The 16,607-nt window shown below is 35.1% G+C and carries 16 protein-coding genes; 10 read left to right on the forward strand and 6 right to left on the reverse strand.

The window, feature by feature from the left end; translation table 11 throughout:
• The first annotated feature begins 302 nt into the window (after positions 1–302).
• From DMB71_RS17140 to DMB71_RS17175, 8 genes are all read left to right on the forward strand, one after another.
• On the forward strand, positions 303–1,118 hold the full coding sequence (locus DMB71_RS17140; protein WP_111368155.1) for an SDR family oxidoreductase: 816 nt from the start codon (positions 303–305) through the stop codon (positions 1,116–1,118).
• Positions 1,119–1,182: 64 nt separating this feature from the next.
• Positions 1,183–1,671 (forward strand): methylated-DNA--[protein]-cysteine S-methyltransferase, encoded by a 489-nt coding sequence (locus tag DMB71_RS17145; protein WP_111368157.1) that lies wholly within the window; start codon positions 1,183–1,185, stop codon positions 1,669–1,671.
• Positions 1,672–1,785: 114 nt separating this feature from the next.
• Complete coding sequence (locus DMB71_RS17150) at positions 1,786–2,499, forward strand: 3'-5' exonuclease (RefSeq protein WP_111368158.1); 714 nt, start codon at positions 1,786–1,788, stop codon at positions 2,497–2,499.
• A 68-nt stretch (positions 2,500–2,567) separates the two neighbouring features.
• Positions 2,568–3,641, forward strand: coding sequence for a winged helix DNA-binding domain-containing protein (locus DMB71_RS17155; protein ID WP_111368160.1), 1,074 nt, complete (start codon positions 2,568–2,570; stop codon positions 3,639–3,641).
• A gap of 284 nt (positions 3,642–3,925) precedes the next feature.
• Complete coding sequence (locus DMB71_RS17160) at positions 3,926–5,365, forward strand: nucleoside recognition domain-containing protein (protein ID WP_111368161.1); 1,440 nt, start codon at positions 3,926–3,928, stop codon at positions 5,363–5,365.
• 214 nt (positions 5,366–5,579) lie between these two features.
• On the forward strand, positions 5,580–6,239 hold the full coding sequence (locus DMB71_RS17165; RefSeq protein ID WP_111368163.1) for a hypothetical protein: 660 nt from the start codon (positions 5,580–5,582) through the stop codon (positions 6,237–6,239).
• A 21-nt stretch (positions 6,240–6,260) separates the two neighbouring features.
• A complete protein-coding gene (locus DMB71_RS17170) occupies positions 6,261–7,004 on the forward strand; it encodes a hypothetical protein (RefSeq protein WP_111368164.1) in 744 nt (247 codons plus the stop codon).
• Positions 7,005–7,083: 79 nt separating this feature from the next.
• Positions 7,084–8,688: a fumarate hydratase gene (locus DMB71_RS17175; RefSeq protein WP_111368166.1), complete on the forward strand. Its 1,605-nt coding sequence runs from the start codon at positions 7,084–7,086 to the stop codon at positions 8,686–8,688.
• Positions 8,689–8,837: 149 nt separating this feature from the next.
• Here the strand turns inward: DMB71_RS17175 and DMB71_RS17180 are convergent, their stop codons facing one another.
• Positions 8,838–9,338, reverse strand: coding sequence for a PAS domain-containing protein (locus DMB71_RS17180; RefSeq protein ID WP_111368168.1), 501 nt, complete (start codon positions 9,336–9,338; stop codon positions 8,838–8,840).
• A gap of 102 nt (positions 9,339–9,440) precedes the next feature.
• Positions 9,441–10,523: a DNA polymerase IV gene (dinB, locus tag DMB71_RS17185; RefSeq protein ID WP_111368170.1), complete on the reverse strand. Its 1,083-nt coding sequence runs from the start codon at positions 10,521–10,523 to the stop codon at positions 9,441–9,443.
• Between the two features lie 140 nt (positions 10,524–10,663).
• On the opposite strand from dinB, the gene DMB71_RS17190 reads away from it, so the two are divergent.
• Complete coding sequence (locus tag DMB71_RS17190) at positions 10,664–11,398, forward strand: metallophosphoesterase family protein (RefSeq protein ID WP_111368171.1); 735 nt, start codon at positions 10,664–10,666, stop codon at positions 11,396–11,398.
• Positions 11,399–11,447: 49 nt separating this feature from the next.
• A complete protein-coding gene (locus tag DMB71_RS17195) occupies positions 11,448–11,975 on the forward strand; it encodes a DUF6646 family protein (RefSeq protein ID WP_111368173.1) in 528 nt (175 codons plus the stop codon).
• Between the two features lie 100 nt (positions 11,976–12,075).
• On the opposite strand, the gene DMB71_RS17200 is transcribed toward DMB71_RS17195, so the two are convergent.
• From DMB71_RS17200 to DMB71_RS17215, 4 genes are all read right to left on the reverse strand, one after another.
• Positions 12,076–12,516, reverse strand: coding sequence for a hypothetical protein (locus tag DMB71_RS17200; RefSeq protein ID WP_162614840.1), 441 nt, complete (start codon positions 12,514–12,516; stop codon positions 12,076–12,078).
• Positions 12,517–12,678: 162 nt separating this feature from the next.
• Positions 12,679–13,335, reverse strand: a complete 657-nt coding sequence (locus DMB71_RS17205; protein WP_111368176.1) for a 3-oxoacid CoA-transferase subunit B — start codon at positions 13,333–13,335, stop codon at positions 12,679–12,681.
• Positions 13,336–13,433: 98 nt separating this feature from the next.
• Positions 13,434–14,132 carry a CoA transferase subunit A gene (locus DMB71_RS17210; RefSeq protein ID WP_111368178.1) on the reverse strand — a complete coding sequence of 233 codons (699 nt, stop codon included), beginning with the start codon at positions 14,130–14,132 and terminating at the stop codon, positions 13,434–13,436.
• Positions 14,133–14,297: 165 nt separating this feature from the next.
• The gene (locus DMB71_RS17215; RefSeq protein WP_111368179.1) at positions 14,298–16,604 is read right to left on the reverse strand and encodes a penicillin-binding protein 1A; all 2,307 of its coding nucleotides are present in this window, start codon (positions 16,602–16,604) and stop codon (positions 14,298–14,300) included.
• Positions 16,605–16,607: the final 3 nt, after the last annotated feature.

Here is a 16,607-nt window from a genome sequence, read left to right on the forward strand (position 1 = left end):
TGCACATTCTATTTTTAAACCCTACTTCACTCATTTCGAACCTTCAATTACAAAAATCAATCTTTCACTATTCGAAGCATTACAACCTACAATGGCAAACACCAGAATTCAATACAAGAGCTATTAAATTCTAAAACAGAATGGGCGCAAAAGGAAAAGACAAAGTGAGATTTACGTTAACTTTGTAACGAAAGAATATCTCTGTGACTTTTAATCTGACAAAGTCGCCAAAACGCTAAGTTTAATTTTCTTTGCGACTCTGCGACTTTGCGAGATTATTACTTAAAGCAACCTTAAAAGAAATGAAGAAAATAAGTATACTTGGCTGTGGTTGGCTAGGACTTCCTTTAGCAAAAAACTTAACTGCAAAAGGAAATTCGGTAAACGGATCAACAACTTCGGAAGACAAACTTTCTATTTTGAAAGATGCGGGAATAAATCCGTTTTTAGTGACGGTTGAAAGCGAAAGTGTTTCTGAAAACATTACCGATTTTTTAGCCGAAAGCGAAATCTTAATTATAGATATTCCGCCAAAACTGAGAACAGTTGACCCAAGTTCTGAAAAGAAAGCATTTGTAGAAAAAATCAAGAATTTAATTCCGTTTATAGAAAAATCAACAATTAAAAAGGTTCTTTTTGTAAGTTCCACTTCTGTTTATGGTGATGATAATGGCTTTATAACAGAAGAAACTATTCCGAATCCAGACACCGAAAGTGGTAAGCAGTTACTTGTAGCAGAAAATCTCCTTCAAGAAAATCAAAACTTCCAAACCACAACCCTCCGTTTCGGCGGATTAATTGGTGAAGATCGTCATCCTGTTAAGTTTTTAGCTGGGAAAGAAAACATTGAAAATCCAGATGCTCCCGTTAATCTTATTCATAAAAACGATTGTATTGGCGTTATTGGAGCCATCATAAGTCAATCTAAATGGAACGCAGTTTTTAATGCCGTTGCGCCTTTTCACCCGACAAGAGAAGAATATTACACTTCAAAAGCAGTTGAAATGGATTTGGCTTTACCAAAATTCAGTTCACAACAATCTAATATTAAAAAGGTTATTTCGAGTAAAAAAATTGAAAACAATCTAAACTATCAATTCAAGCTGGAGAATTATTAAAAAAACTTTGCGAACTTTGCGTATCCCGATAGCTATAGGATTGCACCTTTGCGGTTAAAAAATTATGGAAACAGTTTATATCAATTCGCCTTTAGGAATCACCAAAATAATTGGAGACGAAAATGGTATTGCCGTAATTTCTGTTTCTGATGTTGGAACAAATGATGTTTCTAAGGAAATTCCAGATGTTTTAAAAGATGCCGTTTTGCAGCTAAATGAATATTTTGAAGGCAAAAGAACCGATTTTGACCTAAAACTGAATCCGCAAGGAACCGAATTTCAGCAGAAAGTCTGGAAATCTCTTCTTGAAATTCCGTACGGTAAAACGGTAAGCTACATGGATCAGACTAAAAAATTGGGTGATATAAAAGCAATTCGCGCTGTAGCTTCGGCAAATGGAAAAAATCCGCTTTGGATTGTTGTTCCTTGCCATCGCGTTATTGGCACAAACGGATCTTTAACCGGTTACGCTGGCGGACTATCGCGCAAAAAATGGCTTTTGGAACATGAATCTCCATCTGCACAACAAAGCTTGTTTTTAGTTTGTAATTAAAAAAGCAGGATAATTCATTCAATTTTTATTTACGATAGATTAAAAATCTAAATTTGTGTACATTTATACAGAATAAAAAATTAGTTCAATTCGTGAATTCGTGGCAAAAAAAATATGATTGAAAAGATAAACCTAAATAACATTCTCTTTCTCGATATAGAAACCGTTCCCGAAGAAGAAAACTTCAATTCGCTTGACGCGGAAATGCAATCACTTTGGGATTTAAAAACACAATATCAGCGAAAAGATGAATTTACACCTGAAGAATTTTACGAACGCGCCGGAATTTGGGCCGAATTTGGAAAGATAATATGTATTTCGGTTGGTTTTTTTACCATCAAAGGAGATGTTCGCAATTTTAGAGTGACATCATTTTTTGGTGATGAAAAGAAAATCCTAAAAGACTTTTCGAATCTGATCAACAATCATTTTAATCAGCCTCAGCATTTGCTCTGCGGACATAATTCGAAAGAATTTGATATTCCGTTTATTGCCCGAAGAATGATCATCAACCAAATGCCCATTCCAGACAAATTGAATTTATTTGGCAAAAAACCTTGGGAAATCCCACATTTGGACACTTTGGAATTATGGAAGTTTGGCGATTATAAGCATTATACTTCTTTAAAACTATTGACTAAAATCTTAGGAGTTCCTTCTCCAAAAGGCGATATTGACGGAAGCCAAGTTGCTCACGTATATTATGTTGAAAAAGATATTGACAGAATCATTACGTATTGCGAAAAAGACACCATTGCGGTAGCGCAGATTTTCTTGCGTTTACGTCGAGAAGATCTATTGATTGATGACGAACTAATTCATGTATAACTCTAGGTCAAAGGGTCTAAGTTGCAAAGGGACAAAGATTTTTAACTTATAATCTTTAATTTTTTTAAATGATTCATTCCGAAATTTCACATTATCGTATGGCTTCTCAGAAGCTTTATCAGGAAAATCAATGTTCTCCTCAGGAAATTGTACAGCATTTTGGTGCTATGCAGGCTCAGGATTATGCCATGGCAAAATGGGCAATTGGTTCGCGCTGCAATTCCTCTGAAAAAGAAATTGAAGAAGCCGTTAATTCGGGAAAAATAATTCGAACTCACATTCTTCGTCCAACTTGGCATTTTGTTTCTGCTGATGATATTTATTGGATGCTCGATCTTTCTGCTCCGCAAGTAAAACGCTTTACAGCTTCTGCAGCGAAAAAATTTGGCTATGATGAGAAAAAGTTAAATCAAACTAATGCAGCCATTGAGAAATTATTGTCTGGAAATAATCATTTGACTCGAGACGAAATTATGCAGGAACTTGGCATAAAAAAAACTTCTAGTGAAGACTTTTTGAGTGCTGCCATTATGATGAATGCAGAATTGGATGGTTTGGTTTGTAATGGACGAATGAAAGGCAAACAAATTACGTATGCTTTACTTGAAGAAAGAGTTTCTAAACCAAAAACTAAATTATCAAAAGAAGAAAGTTTAGCCAAACTCGCTCAACGCTATTTTGAGAGTCACGGACCGGCAACTTTACTAGATTTTTCGTGGTGGTCTGGTTTTGCGCCTACTTTTTGCAAAAATGCAATTAATGCAATTGAGTTGCAATTAAACTCTATTACCATTGATAATCAGACTTATTTGTTCTCCAAAAAACGTTCAATCGAGGATAACTTTCGCGAAAGCGTACATTTTCTTCCAGCATTCGACGAAATCTTAATTTCATATAAAACGCGTGAAGTTTCGTTTTCAGGAGATCATCAATCGAAAACTTTTACCAATAATGGCATTTTTAAACCTGTTATTTTAGAAAATGGAAAAGTAATCGGAATCTGGAAACGAACCATTAAAAAAGATCATGTAAAAATTGAAACGGAGTTTTTTAATGAAACTGAAAGTTCGAAAAAAGAGATTCTGTTTGAAGGAATCAAAACTTTTGAAACCTATTTGGAAACCAAAGTTGTGATTGGATAATTAATTTTTCAAAATAGATAATTAGATTTCGCCCCGCTGGGGCTTTTCAATTTATAGCTGAATGATTTCTATAAATATTTAGCTCTTCCAGAGCTTTTTCATTTGCATATAATTTTGTTTTATAACGTTTAATAGCTCTGGAAGAGCTAAATATCTATAGCAAATGAAATTTCCCATTTCAAAAAGCTCCAGCGGAGCGACACACAAACTCAAATTCCCGTCTCTTACATAAAATATTTATGCATTTTATTGCTAAATAATTACATTTACAAAAAAATGTAATTATGGTATTGAGCAGATTTTGGTTGGTTATTTTTATTTCTTCGATTCTTTTTATTGTAGTCAGTTTATTTACTGCCAATACTTATACCATTGATTCTGTTTTGAATGGAAAAAAAGACGATCCTGTTTTAGTTTCTGAAAAATATGTTGAAGAGCTTCCTGCTTTCATCAAAGACAGTATCAAAAAAGCTCCAGATCAGACCATGATCATCAATCATGATACGCTAAATGCCGATACGACTTATGTTTACAAAAGCAAAACTGTAAAAATTTATAGCGGACTTCAAAAATCTGATGGTTTACTGCCGACTTGTAAAAGCACTTTAGTAGATTTGATTTTGCCTCTTATAGCCTATTTAGCCTTTTTCTGCGGATTAATGGAACTTTTAATCGTTTCTGGAGCTTCTGGAAACCTAGCCAAAGCCTTAAGTCCGGTGTTTGTAAAAGTATTCCCGAGTATTCCTAAAAATCATCCTTCGATATCCTACATGACCTTAAACTTTGCTGCCAATTTCTTGGGATTGGATTCGGCCGCAACACCATTCGGATTAAAGGCTATGGAAAGTTTACAGGAAATAAACCCCGAAAAAGATAAAGCCAGTGATGCACAAATCATGTTTATGTGCCTTCATGCTTCTGGATTAACTTTAATTGCAACTTCGATCATTGGTTATCGTGCAGCTGCAAATGCCAGTAATCCAGCAGATGTAATGCTGCCTTGTATCATTACTTCTTTTATCGGAACTATTGCGGCTTTCTTAATTGTCGGAATAAAACAGAAAATCAATTTCAAAAGTGCTTCGCTTTTAATTGGTTTGATGGGATTAATTGCTGCAATTGTGGGATTATTGATGTATGTAAACCATTTAGATTTAATTGGCAAAAACTATTTCACTTCTAACCTTTCTGGATTAATCTTATTGGCGATTATTGTATTTACGCTGATCTTTTCTTTTAGACATGAGAAAAAATTCAAAGAAGCAGACACAACTGTTTTTGATACTTTTGTAGTTGGTGCAAATAATGGTGTAAAGACTGGAGTTACTATTTTCCCTTACGTTCTAGGCATGTTGGTTGCAATCTCATTATTTAGAAACAGCGGTTTATTCGAAATCATAAGTGATGCCATCGGATTTGTTTTTTCGAATCTAGGTGTTAGCAAAGAAATTACCAATGCGCTTCCTGTTGCCATGTTACGTCCTTTTAGTTCTGCAGGTTCAAGAGGTTTCTTAATTGATTCTATGAATACTTTTGGAGCCGATTCTCTAACTGCTAGATTGAGCAGTATTTTCCAATGTAGTGCCGAAAGTACATTTTATGTTATTGCGGTTTATTTTGGTTCTGTAAATATCAAAAACACACGTTATGCATTAGGCACAATGCTTTTGGTTGATTTAATCTGTGTTATTACAGCTATTTTTGTGGCAACTTGGTTTTTCTAAGACCAGCAAAAACATCAAAATAATTGCTTCTTATTTTTCGTAAATCTCTTTAAAACAACAAATTAGGTTTGTTGTTTTAAAGTTTTGATATAAGTCACCTGTTTGAATTAGGTGCATTATCCTACATTATTTTTTCATTTTTTATAAAAAACCTCTTATAATTTTATACTTTAGCCTTCTAACATAAATAAAACAATTAAATATTCCCCCAAATATGTTTAAATGGTTTTTAAGTAAAAAAAAGGAATCTAAGGTTCCTGAAAAAATCGAATGCGCTGAAGAGCCAAAACCTACAGAAAACCCTGTATCAGCACAAGACAGATTCGATACCAGCAAAATGGACTGGCTCATTAATGACTCGCTTCTAGCTTTTATGCCTCGCGAATTATTTATGCATTATTCAGATTCCAACACCACACCAGATCCTCAGGATCCTTCTTGGCAAAATCAAGGACTTTATTTTTGGAAAGAAAAAGAAGCTTTCGAAAACAAATCGCTCCCAGAGTTTTTTGGAACTATGGACCAGAAATTATTTGTCATCAACGAAGTGCCTGATTATATTTCGCTAGTTTCAGGAAAAGCAATGCCATGGTTTGGAATGCCCGGAGGCGGCGAAAAATTCTTCTTCAGGTATGATGAGACTACGCCCGTAACTTTAGAAGAGGCACACAAACTCAATATCATAAATTATGTTGAAGTTGTGGAATTGAATCAAGACAATCTGAGTGTTTTAAACGACAGGGACAATTATTGCTTTTTGATTGATCCTTATGAAGTGAAATACGAAGACCAGCTTTTTTATCTTAATGGCGAAAAAATATCGCTTGCAGAACTTTATCAAAAAAAGAAACTTTTAGTTCTATCTGTTGAATAAAATCACTTTGAATTATAATATATGAAAATCCACACTCTTTTCTTCCTGCTTGTTTTAGTAGGATGCCAAAAAACAAAACCAACAGATGCTGCTGCCCCAATTGCAGAAATTATTGAACCGCAAGAAACATTGGAGGTTACAAATGATGAAAAAATCATTAAAACCGATACTGTTTCTATTTACACTGACGGAACAGAATCATCTACAGATTACATTCTGGCGCATTTGGTAGATCAAGAGGCAGACAAAGACAGTATTGTTACCGTAAAATACAGATTAGATTTTTATCAGAATAAAGCCAAAACTGCTTCTTCAAAAATTGCAATCAAAGGTTTTCAGAAAGGTTCTGAATGGATGGCTTCTTACGGATTGACATCTGAAAGTTCAAAAAATTCTCCATTTATACAAATCTCACTTGGATATCCTGCATGCGGTTATTCTCATGACCACTATCTGTATTACCTAAAAAACAGCGCATTACAATTGGTGCACCAATGGAGCACAATGACTGATAGCGGCTGGGGAAGTTGGGTAGAAATTGAAAACCCTTCAACCAATTCTGACCCAAAATCCTTTTATTGCAAAACTGTTGCATTTGTACCTGCAGATGAAGATGAGAACGTAGATATGGGAATCCTTACACACTCAGACTCAATATCTTTCGAATTAAAAGACAACAAATGGAAAAAGATGCTGCTATCTGCGAAAGACAAACCTTACTTCGAAAAAAAGATGACGTTTGATCAATTTAATAACGTAGAATAAAATCATAAAACTGTTGAAGAGTTCTTATTCAAATTCTTTCTTAGGTAAATAATTTCTAAATTTGTAAAAAAACAAAACAATGATTGATTTTATATACCAAGATCCTTATCCGATCTTAAAGGATGATACGCAGTACCGCAAAATCACTTCTGATTTTGTAAAAGTTGAAAAGTTTGGAGAACGCGAAGTTTTAACCGTTGATCCAAAAGGTTTAGAGTTATTGGCTGAAGAAGCTTTGACCGATGTGTCTTTCATGTTGAGAACAACACACTTGCAAAAACTAAGAAAAATTCTAGACGATCCAGAAGCTACAGACAACGATCGATTTGTGGCTTACAATTTACTTCAGAATGCATCTGTTGCGGCTGAAGGCCAATTACCAAGCTGTCAAGATACAGGAACTGCAATTGTAATGGCCAAAAAAGGAGAAAGCATCTTTACAGGTGTTGATGATGCAGAATGGTTAAGCCGCGGTATTTTCAATACGTATCAAAAAAGAAACTTACGTTATTCTCAGATCGTTCCGATTTCGATGTTTGAAGAGAAAAATTCAGGATCAAATCTTCCGGCACAAATTGATATTTATGCTAAAAAAGGAACTTCTTACGACTTTTTGTTTATGGCAAAAGGTGGAGGATCTGCAAACAAAACTTATTTATACCAACAGACAAAATCTTTATTGAATGAAAAATCTATGGATGAATTCATTCGCACAAAAATTAAAGATTTAGGAACTTCTGCTTGCCCTCCTTATCACTTAGCTTTGGTAATCGGCGGAACTTCTGCAGAAGCCAACTTAAGCGCTGTTAAAAAAGCTTCTGCTGGATATTATGACAATCTTCCAACTTCAGGAAACATGGCAGGTCAAGCTTTCCGTGATCACGAATGGGAAGAAAGAGTTCAGAAAATCTGTCAAGAAAGTGCTATTGGAGCGCAATTTGGAGGAAAATATTTCACTCATGATGTACGTGTAATCCGTTTGCCTCGCCACGCGGCTTCTTGTCCGGTTGGATTAGGGGTTTCTTGTTCGGCAGATAGAAATATCAAAGGAAAAATTACTAAAGACGGAATTTTTGTTGAACAGTTAGAAACAAATCCGAAACAGTTTTTACCAGAAACAGCTCCGCATTTAGAAGCTCCTGTAGAAATTGATTTAGATCAGCCAATGGCAGATATTTTGGCTAAATTATCTCAATATCCAGTTAAAACTCGTTTAAAACTAAACGGAACTGTAATTGTTGCACGAGATATTGCTCACGCAAAAATCAAAGAATTGTTAGACGCTGGAAAACCAATGCCTGACTATTTCAAAAACCATCCTGTTTACTATGCTGGTCCTGCAAAAACTCCAGACGGAATGGCTTCTGGAAGTTTCGGACCAACAACTGCTGGACGTATGGACGTTTATGTGGATGAATTCCAGAAAAATGGCGGAAGTATGATTATGCTGGCAAAAGGAAACCGAACTAAACAAGTTACTGATGCTTGTAATAAATACGGCGGATTCTACTTAGGGTCTATTGGAGGTCCTGCTGCTATTTTGGCTCAAGATAATATCTTAAAAGTCGAAGTAGTTGATTTTGAAGAATTAGGAATGGAAGCTGTTCGTAAAATTACAGTTAAAGATTTCCCTGCGTTTATTATCACTGATGATAAAGGAAATGATTTCTTTGCTAATCTCTAGTTGTTTCTTAACCGCAAAGAACGCAAAGATTTACGCTAAGTTCGCAAAGAAAAATTTATATAAAAACGAAAAAACGTCCCAATTGGGACGTTTTTTTATTCTTAGTGTGCCTTGCGTAAATCTTTGCGCGCTTTGCGGTTAAAATACCATCATGCACTTAAATCCTGTTTTTCAAAAGCTATAAAATGTGATATTTCACCTTTTAGATTATACACTGGCGACGCCTCTATTTTGCATTTATAAGTCTGCCCGTTTTTTCTATAATTTTCAAGGGTTTTTGCAAAAGGAATCTGCTTTTTTACGGCTTCTCTTATATCTTTTAAATCCTTTTTGGAAGTTGCGGGGCCTTGAAACATTTTTGGAGTTTTCCCTAAGACTTCTTCCTCTTTGTAACCTGTCATTTTTTTAATTCCGCTTGACGCGAAAACTATTCTCAAATCTAAATCTGTAACCAAAACCACTTCATTTTTGATTCGTTCTTGAATGTTAAGCTTCTTTTCATCCCAAACGAATTCATTTGAAATCTTACTGACTCTCTGTAGATCAGCGCTTAAAGCTTTTAGTTCATTTAGATACTCGTAATGAAAATCCCAAGATAAGATTGGGACTGAATTTCGTTGCAGTGAATCATCAGAATTTTTATTTTTCATATCAAAATAATTCAAAAGATAGACAGATCTTTTTTCTCAAAGATACAGGAAAAATCTTGTTATATAAAGCTCCAAATCTTAATATACGCTTAAGTAGCGTTATCAGAATGTAAATTTTAGCTGAACAACAACCGCCTTTTTTACTTCAGTATTCAAATTACTCAACGAAATTCCAAGTAGCCTTACAGAATCCTTCATTTTTTCCTGATATAACAATTCTTCAACATTTTCCATAATCAAGCTTTTATCAGAAATGAAATAAGGCAGGGTTTTACTTCTGGTCTGCTGAGAAAAATCACTGTATTTAATTTTTAGCGTAATGGTTTTCCCTGAAACATTATGCCTCTTTAGACGTTTTTCTAATGAACTGGCAATTCGATCCAATTGTTCCATCATAAAAATTTCAGAAGACAAATTCACGTCAAAAGTATGTTCTGCTGCTACAGATTTAGCAATTCGAGAAGATTTCACTTCACTATTATGAATGCCTCGAACAACATGGTAATAAAATGCTCCCGATTTTCCGAAATGTTTCTCTAAAAACTCCAAAGATTTGCTTTTCAAATCGGTTCCTGTAAAAATGCCGAGCTGATACATTTTTTCTGTCGTCACTTTTCCGACTCCGTAAAATTTCCGAATGGGCAAATCTTCTAGAAAAGCTTCTACTTCGTCAGGGTTAACTGTTTTTTGTCCGTTTGGTTTGTTATAATCACTTGCAATTTTGGCAACAAATTTATTGACTGAAATACCCGCAGAAGCCGTTAACCCCACTTCATTAAAAATTCTTGCTCTAATTTCCTGAGCCAGAAGACTTGCACTCGGATTTCCTTTTTTATTTTTAGTAACATCCAAATAAGCCTCGTCAAGCGAAAGAGGCTCAACCAAATCCGTATATTCATGAAAAATTTTATGGATTTTGGATGAAATCTCTTTATATCGGTCAAATCTTGGTCTGACAAAGATAATTTCTGGACAATATTTTTTTGCCAAAACTCCGCTAAGAGCACTTCGAACACCAAATTTTCTAGCTTCGTAACTGGCCGCCGAAACTACACCTCGATTCTCTGAACCGCCAACTGCGACTGGTTTTCCTCTTAACTCTGGGTTGTCCATCTGCTCTACCGATGCATAAAAGGCATCCATATCAATATGAATAATTTTACGATATGTTGGTGTTTCAGACATATTGCAAATTTACAGAGTAAAAGCAATAAAAAAACGCTGTAAACAGTTATAAATCATACCAATTTTTAAAGAATGTGAAATCGATGAGTCCAAACCAATTATTCTTTCTATTTTTGTTCTTCTACTCGAAAAATTAAATAATGCGAACATTTGTTATAGGTGACATTCATGGCGGGTTACTTGCACTTGAGCAAGTATTGGCAAGAGCCGAAGTTACTACTGAAGATACTCTAATTTTTTTGGGCGATTATGTTGACGGCTGGAGTCAGTCTGTTGAAGTAATTGACTATTTGATTGATTTAAAAAGCAAACAAAATATCATCTGCATAAGAGGAAATCACGACCAGCTTGCATTAGACTGGTTAGAAAATAGACATGATGATTTTGACGAAGAAATGTGGTACAAACATGGCGGGAAAGCTACTGTTGAAGGCTACGCCAAAATCTCAGAAGAGAAAAAAAGAGCGCATATCGAATTTCTAGAAAATCTTCAAGACTATTATATTGATGATCAAAATCGTTTGTTTGTACATGCAGGTTTCACCAATTTAAGTGGTGTGAAATGGGAATATTTTTCGAAGCTATTTTACTGGGATAGAACTCTTTGGGAAACGGCTCTTTCATTAGATCCAAAATTAAAGGAAGACGACATACACTATCCGAAGAGATTTACCGTTTATAAGGAAGTTTATATTGGTCACACACCAGTTACCCGAATCGGCGAAACAGTTCCTGTAAATAGAGCTTGTGTTTGGAATGTAGATACAGGCGCAGCATTTAGAGGTCCGCTTACAATTTTAAACGTTGATACTAAGGAATACTGGCAAAGTGAACCCTTAAACGAACTCTATTTTAACGAAAAAGGTAGGAATTAATTTATTTAAAAATTACATTTGCTGCCACAATAATTAATATTAAATTTTTATGAAAAAGGTTATTACACTTCTATTTTTAGTAACATTCGGATTTGTTAATGCTCAAGAAGCTTTCAAAGGAAAGGGAGATATTAAAGTAAACGTAGGTGCTAATTTACAAGACGGTGGTTCTGGAATTCAAGGTTCTGTTGATTTTGGTTTAGGAGAAAATTTCTCTTTCGGTTTTGTTGCTAACTATATCCTAGGATTTGATAATTTTAATGGTAACTACCATGGTAGTTCTAGTGCTTATTATGATGCTGAACCAGATTTCTCAGATCGTTTTGATGCAAAAGCAAGAATCAATGCTAACTTATCTAGTGTAATTGGTGTAAAAGAATTAGACGTTTACCCTGGATTAAGCTTGGGTTTACATAATTTCGGAGGTCATGTTGGAGGTCGCTATTTCTTTACTGACGGATTTGGTGTTTTCACAGAAATCGGATTCCCAATTGCAAAATACGGTTCAAACAATGATCCTTTTTATCATTTGAATAATCAAGCTACTTTTAGTTTAGGTGCTTCGTTTAATTTATAATATTTTCTTAGGTTCAAAGGCTCAAAGAAGCAAAGGAACAAAGTTTTTATAAATAGAAAACCGCCCAATTGGGCGGTTTTCATTTTTGCGTAATAAAAATTTATGATCTGCTGAACTTTCTTTTTATTGTAGCCATAAACTCATTAAGTGTAATTCCATTATTTTCTATTGAATCATCTTCTACTAATTCTGAAATATCTTTTCCCCTATATGGCGCAAATAAAGACAAATACCAACTACCTGTATTTGTAATTGCACTTCCATTTAAAAATAACGTCAAAAGGTAAAAGAACACTAAAAGTCTAACAAAAACAAAAAACTTTCTATAACCTTTACTTAAGTCATTCTTTTTATTTTCTGATATTGCTTTAACAGTAAAATATATTAATTGAACAATAAAAACTACTATTAGAATATTTGGCAAATATCTTAAACTATCATAGTTAACTAACAACATTAATAGTGATATAACGATTGAAAATAAGGCATATGTTATAAACAAATAACTTCCCCATTTTATATCGATTTCAAACTTTTCCAAAGGCGTATTTTTTTAAATCAGAGCAAATCTAAATAAAAGACTATCTAAATTATTCGAAATTGATTAAAATAAAAAGAGAACTTTCTCTTAAGAAAGTTTTCTTATCTAAATTTATTTTTAGCACTTCAACTTTGAGTCTCTGCACCTTTGAGCCTTTGAACCTTAAAAAACCATCTCAGGAATTTCACCTTCAACAATCAAATCGGCTTCGCTTGAGGCGATGATATGCTCAACTGAGACACCTGGCGCTCGTTCTAAGAGCTTAAAACCTTTTTCTGTTACTTCGAGAACTGCAAGCTCAGTTACAACCTTTTTAACGCATCCTACGCCCGTTAATGGTAAAGTGCATCTTTTTAAGATTTTGGACTCTCCTGCTTTGTTTACGTGCATCATGGCAACGATGATATTTTCGGCGGAAGCCACCAAATCCATTGCGCCTCCCATTCCTTTAACCATTTTCCCTGGAATTTTCCAGTTTGCGATGTCTCCGTTTTCAGAAACTTCCATTGCCCCAAGAATAGTCAAATCTACTTTTTGGCTTCGGATCATTCCAAAACTAAAAGCCGAATCAAAGAAACTTGCACCCGGCAGTGTTGTAATAGTCTGTTTTCCCGCATTGATAATATCGGCATCTTCTTCACCTTCAAATGGAAAAGGTCCCATTCCGAGAACGCCGTTTTCACTTTGAAATTCTACCGCTATATCTTCTCGAACATAATTCGCTACCAAGGTCGGAATCCCGATACCAAGGTTTACGAAATATCGGTCTTTTACCTCTTTTGCAATTCGCTTTGCTATATCTTCTTTACTAAGTGCCATAATAATGTGTCAATTTTGTTAATGTGCCAATTAGTCAATTTGATAATTAGATAATATTTACGCAATCTAGATAATTGTCTAATTATCACATTATCTAATTATCTAATTCTAACCGTGCGTTGTTCAATTCGTTTCTCAAACTTTTCTCCTTGAAAGATACGCTGCACCATAATTCCCGGAATATGAATCTGATTCGGATCTAAAGAACCAACCGGAACCAATTCTTCAACTTCGGCAATTGTGATTTTTCCAGCTCCAGCCATACAAGCATTGAAGTTTCTGGCTGTTCCTTTGAAAATAAGATTTCCAGCTTCGTCGCCTTTCCAAGCTTTTACAATTGCAAAATCGGCTTTGAAAGCTTCTTCCATAATGTGCATTTTTCCGTTGAATTCTCGTGCTTCTTTTCCCTCTGCTACTTCAGTTCCGTAGCCTGCTGGAGTAAAGAATGCTGGAATTCCAGCCTGAGCTGCACGGCAACGTTCTGCAAGAGTTCCTTGTGGAGTTAATTCAACTTCTAATTCTCCTGAAAGCATCTGACGTTCGAATTCTGCATTTTCTCCCACATAAGAAGAAATCATTTTCTTGATCTGCTTTTTCTGCAGCAACAATCCCAAACCAAAATCATCTACTCCCGCATTGTTTGAAATACAAGTTAAATCTGAAATTGATGTATTTACTAAAGCTGCTATTATATTTTCAGGAATACCACATAATCCGAATCCTCCAAACATGATGGTCATGCCGTTTTGAATTCCTTGAATAGCTTCCTGAACGCTATTTACTTTTTTTGTTATCATAACAAACTATCTTAATTGCTGAATATTTTTGATAAAAATAAGATTTTTAGATGAAATTATAACGATTTCGTAAAAATAAAACTAAAAGAAAAATCCCTTTACTAATCTTCTTAAAGAGTTGTAAAGGGATTGAAATATAATTAGATAAGCTTTATTGCAACATTGTTACAATTCGAATTCATCTGTATTTTGTTCGGTTTGAGTAGTATCTTTTACTACAGCTGGCCTTTGATAGCAATCTACTTTTATTGAAAGGTTTGCCGGACGTTCAAATTCAGATTTTGAAACCTGCAGATCTTTATCAGCATAACACTTTTTCATGAAGTAACCCCAAACTGGTAAAGCCGCGGTTGCTCCTTGTCCATAAGTCAAACTTTTGAAACGTGCTGAACGATCTTCACATCCAACCCAAACTCCAGTTACTAAGTTAGGAACCATTCCCATAAACCAACCATCAGACTGGTTTTGTGTTGTTCCAGTTTTACCTGCAATTGGATTTGTAAACATGTACGGATATCCCGTCCAACGGTTATCTCCACTTCCTCCGCCTTGCGTACGTAAACGCACACCAGAACCACTTTCTGTTACCCCTTGAAGTAATTTGATTACTGCAAAAGCAATATCTTTATTTAAAACGTCGTGAGACTCAGGAATCGGTTCGTAAATAACCTCTCCGCTTTTGTTCTCAATTCTGCTTAAAAACTGTGGTTTTACATAAACTCCTTGGTTTGCAAATGTGCTATATGCCGCAACCATATCTTCAACCGTAATATCAACTGCACCTAATGCGATTGAAGGCTGAACTGGAATTTCTGTTTTAACTCCTAATTTTTTAGTCAATTCTACAACAGCTTCTGGACTTGTTCTATCAATTAATTTAGCCGAAACTGTATTAATAGAAGCCGCTAAAGCTTGCTTTAAAGTCACCATTCCTCTGTATCTGTAATCAGAGTTTCTTGGCTCCCAATCTTCTGTTACGTGGTGACGCCCTTTATGAATCATAAACGGTCCGTCCAAAATAGAATCGCAAGGAGACATATTCAGTTCTTCGATTGCTGTTGCATAAACGAAAGGCTTGAAAGTAGAACCTACCTGTCTTGCTCCCTGTCCTACGTGATCGTATTGGAAATATTTGTAATTAATTCCTCCAACCCAAGCTTTAATTGCTCCTGTTTGAGGTTCCATTGACATTAAACCAGATTGTAAAAAGTGCTTGTAGTAACGAATAGAATCTAATGGCGTCATTACTGTATCTCTTTCTCCTTTCCAAGTAAAGACACGCATTTTTGTTTTTACTTTGAATGAAGCAATAATATCATCTTCACTTTTGTCCATTTCTTTCATTTGCGCCCAGCGAACAGAATTCTTCATCGCTTGCATCATGATTCTATCAGTCTCAGCTTGGGTAATATTTACGAAAGGAGCATTTTTATTGTTTTTCTGGTCAATAAAAAACTGCTGTTGAAGGTTTTGCATGTGTGCCGCAACAGCCTCTTCAGCATAAGTTTGCATTCTAGAATCTATCGTAGTATAGATTTTAAGTCCGTCTTTGTAAATATCGTAGTCAGAACCGTCAGGTTTTTTGTTTTCTGCTACCCATTTCTTCATATAATCACGAAGATATTCTCTAAAGTAAGTTGCAATACCTTCACGGTGGCTTTCTAGTTTAAATTTCAAAGTAATTGGCAAAGCTTGAAGTCTTTCTTTCTCAGCCTCTGAAATCATTTTTGCTTTTGCCATTTGAGATAAAACCACATTACGGCGATTCTTCACTCCTTCTGGATTTCTAACCGGATTGTATAAACCTGAGTTTTTGAACATTCCAACCAAAATAGCCGATTCGTCAACTGTCAAGTCTTTTGGATCTTTAGAAAAATAAGTTTGCGCTGCAGAACTTACCCCAACAGAATAATTTCCGAAGTCATAAACGTTACAGTACATTGCTAGGATTTCATTCTTCGTATACTGTCTTTCCAGACGAATAGCGATAATCCATTCTTTTATTTTTTGTACAATCCTGAAAGGAAGGAATTTAGAACCTTCACCATGAAACAACTGTTTTGCAAGCTGTTGAGTTAATGTACTTGCACCTCCATTTGTTCCTAAACTAAAAACAGCTCTTAACGTTCCGCGTCCGTCAATCCCAGAGTGCTCGTAGAAACGAGCATCTTCAGTAGCGACAAGCGCTTCAACCAGATTTTTAGGCAAATCTGAATATTTAAGCTGAGATCTGTTGGTCTTGAAATACTTACCTAGCACTACTCCGTCAGAAGAAATAATCTCTGTTGCAAGGTTTGAATCTGGATTTTCTAAATCTTCAAATGAAGGCATAGATCCAAATAAACCCCATGAGGCAAATAAGAAGAAAGCTAAAACTCCTAACAAAGAGTACGCAAATACTCTCCAGAATTTCTTCTTGTAATAATTAATATCCTTAGTTTTATTTGATGGATTGTTTTTTTTAGCAGCCATAAC

Source organism: Flavobacterium tistrianum, from assembly GCF_003254545.1.
GTDB lineage: Bacteria > Bacteroidota > Bacteroidia > Flavobacteriales > Flavobacteriaceae > Flavobacterium > Flavobacterium tistrianum.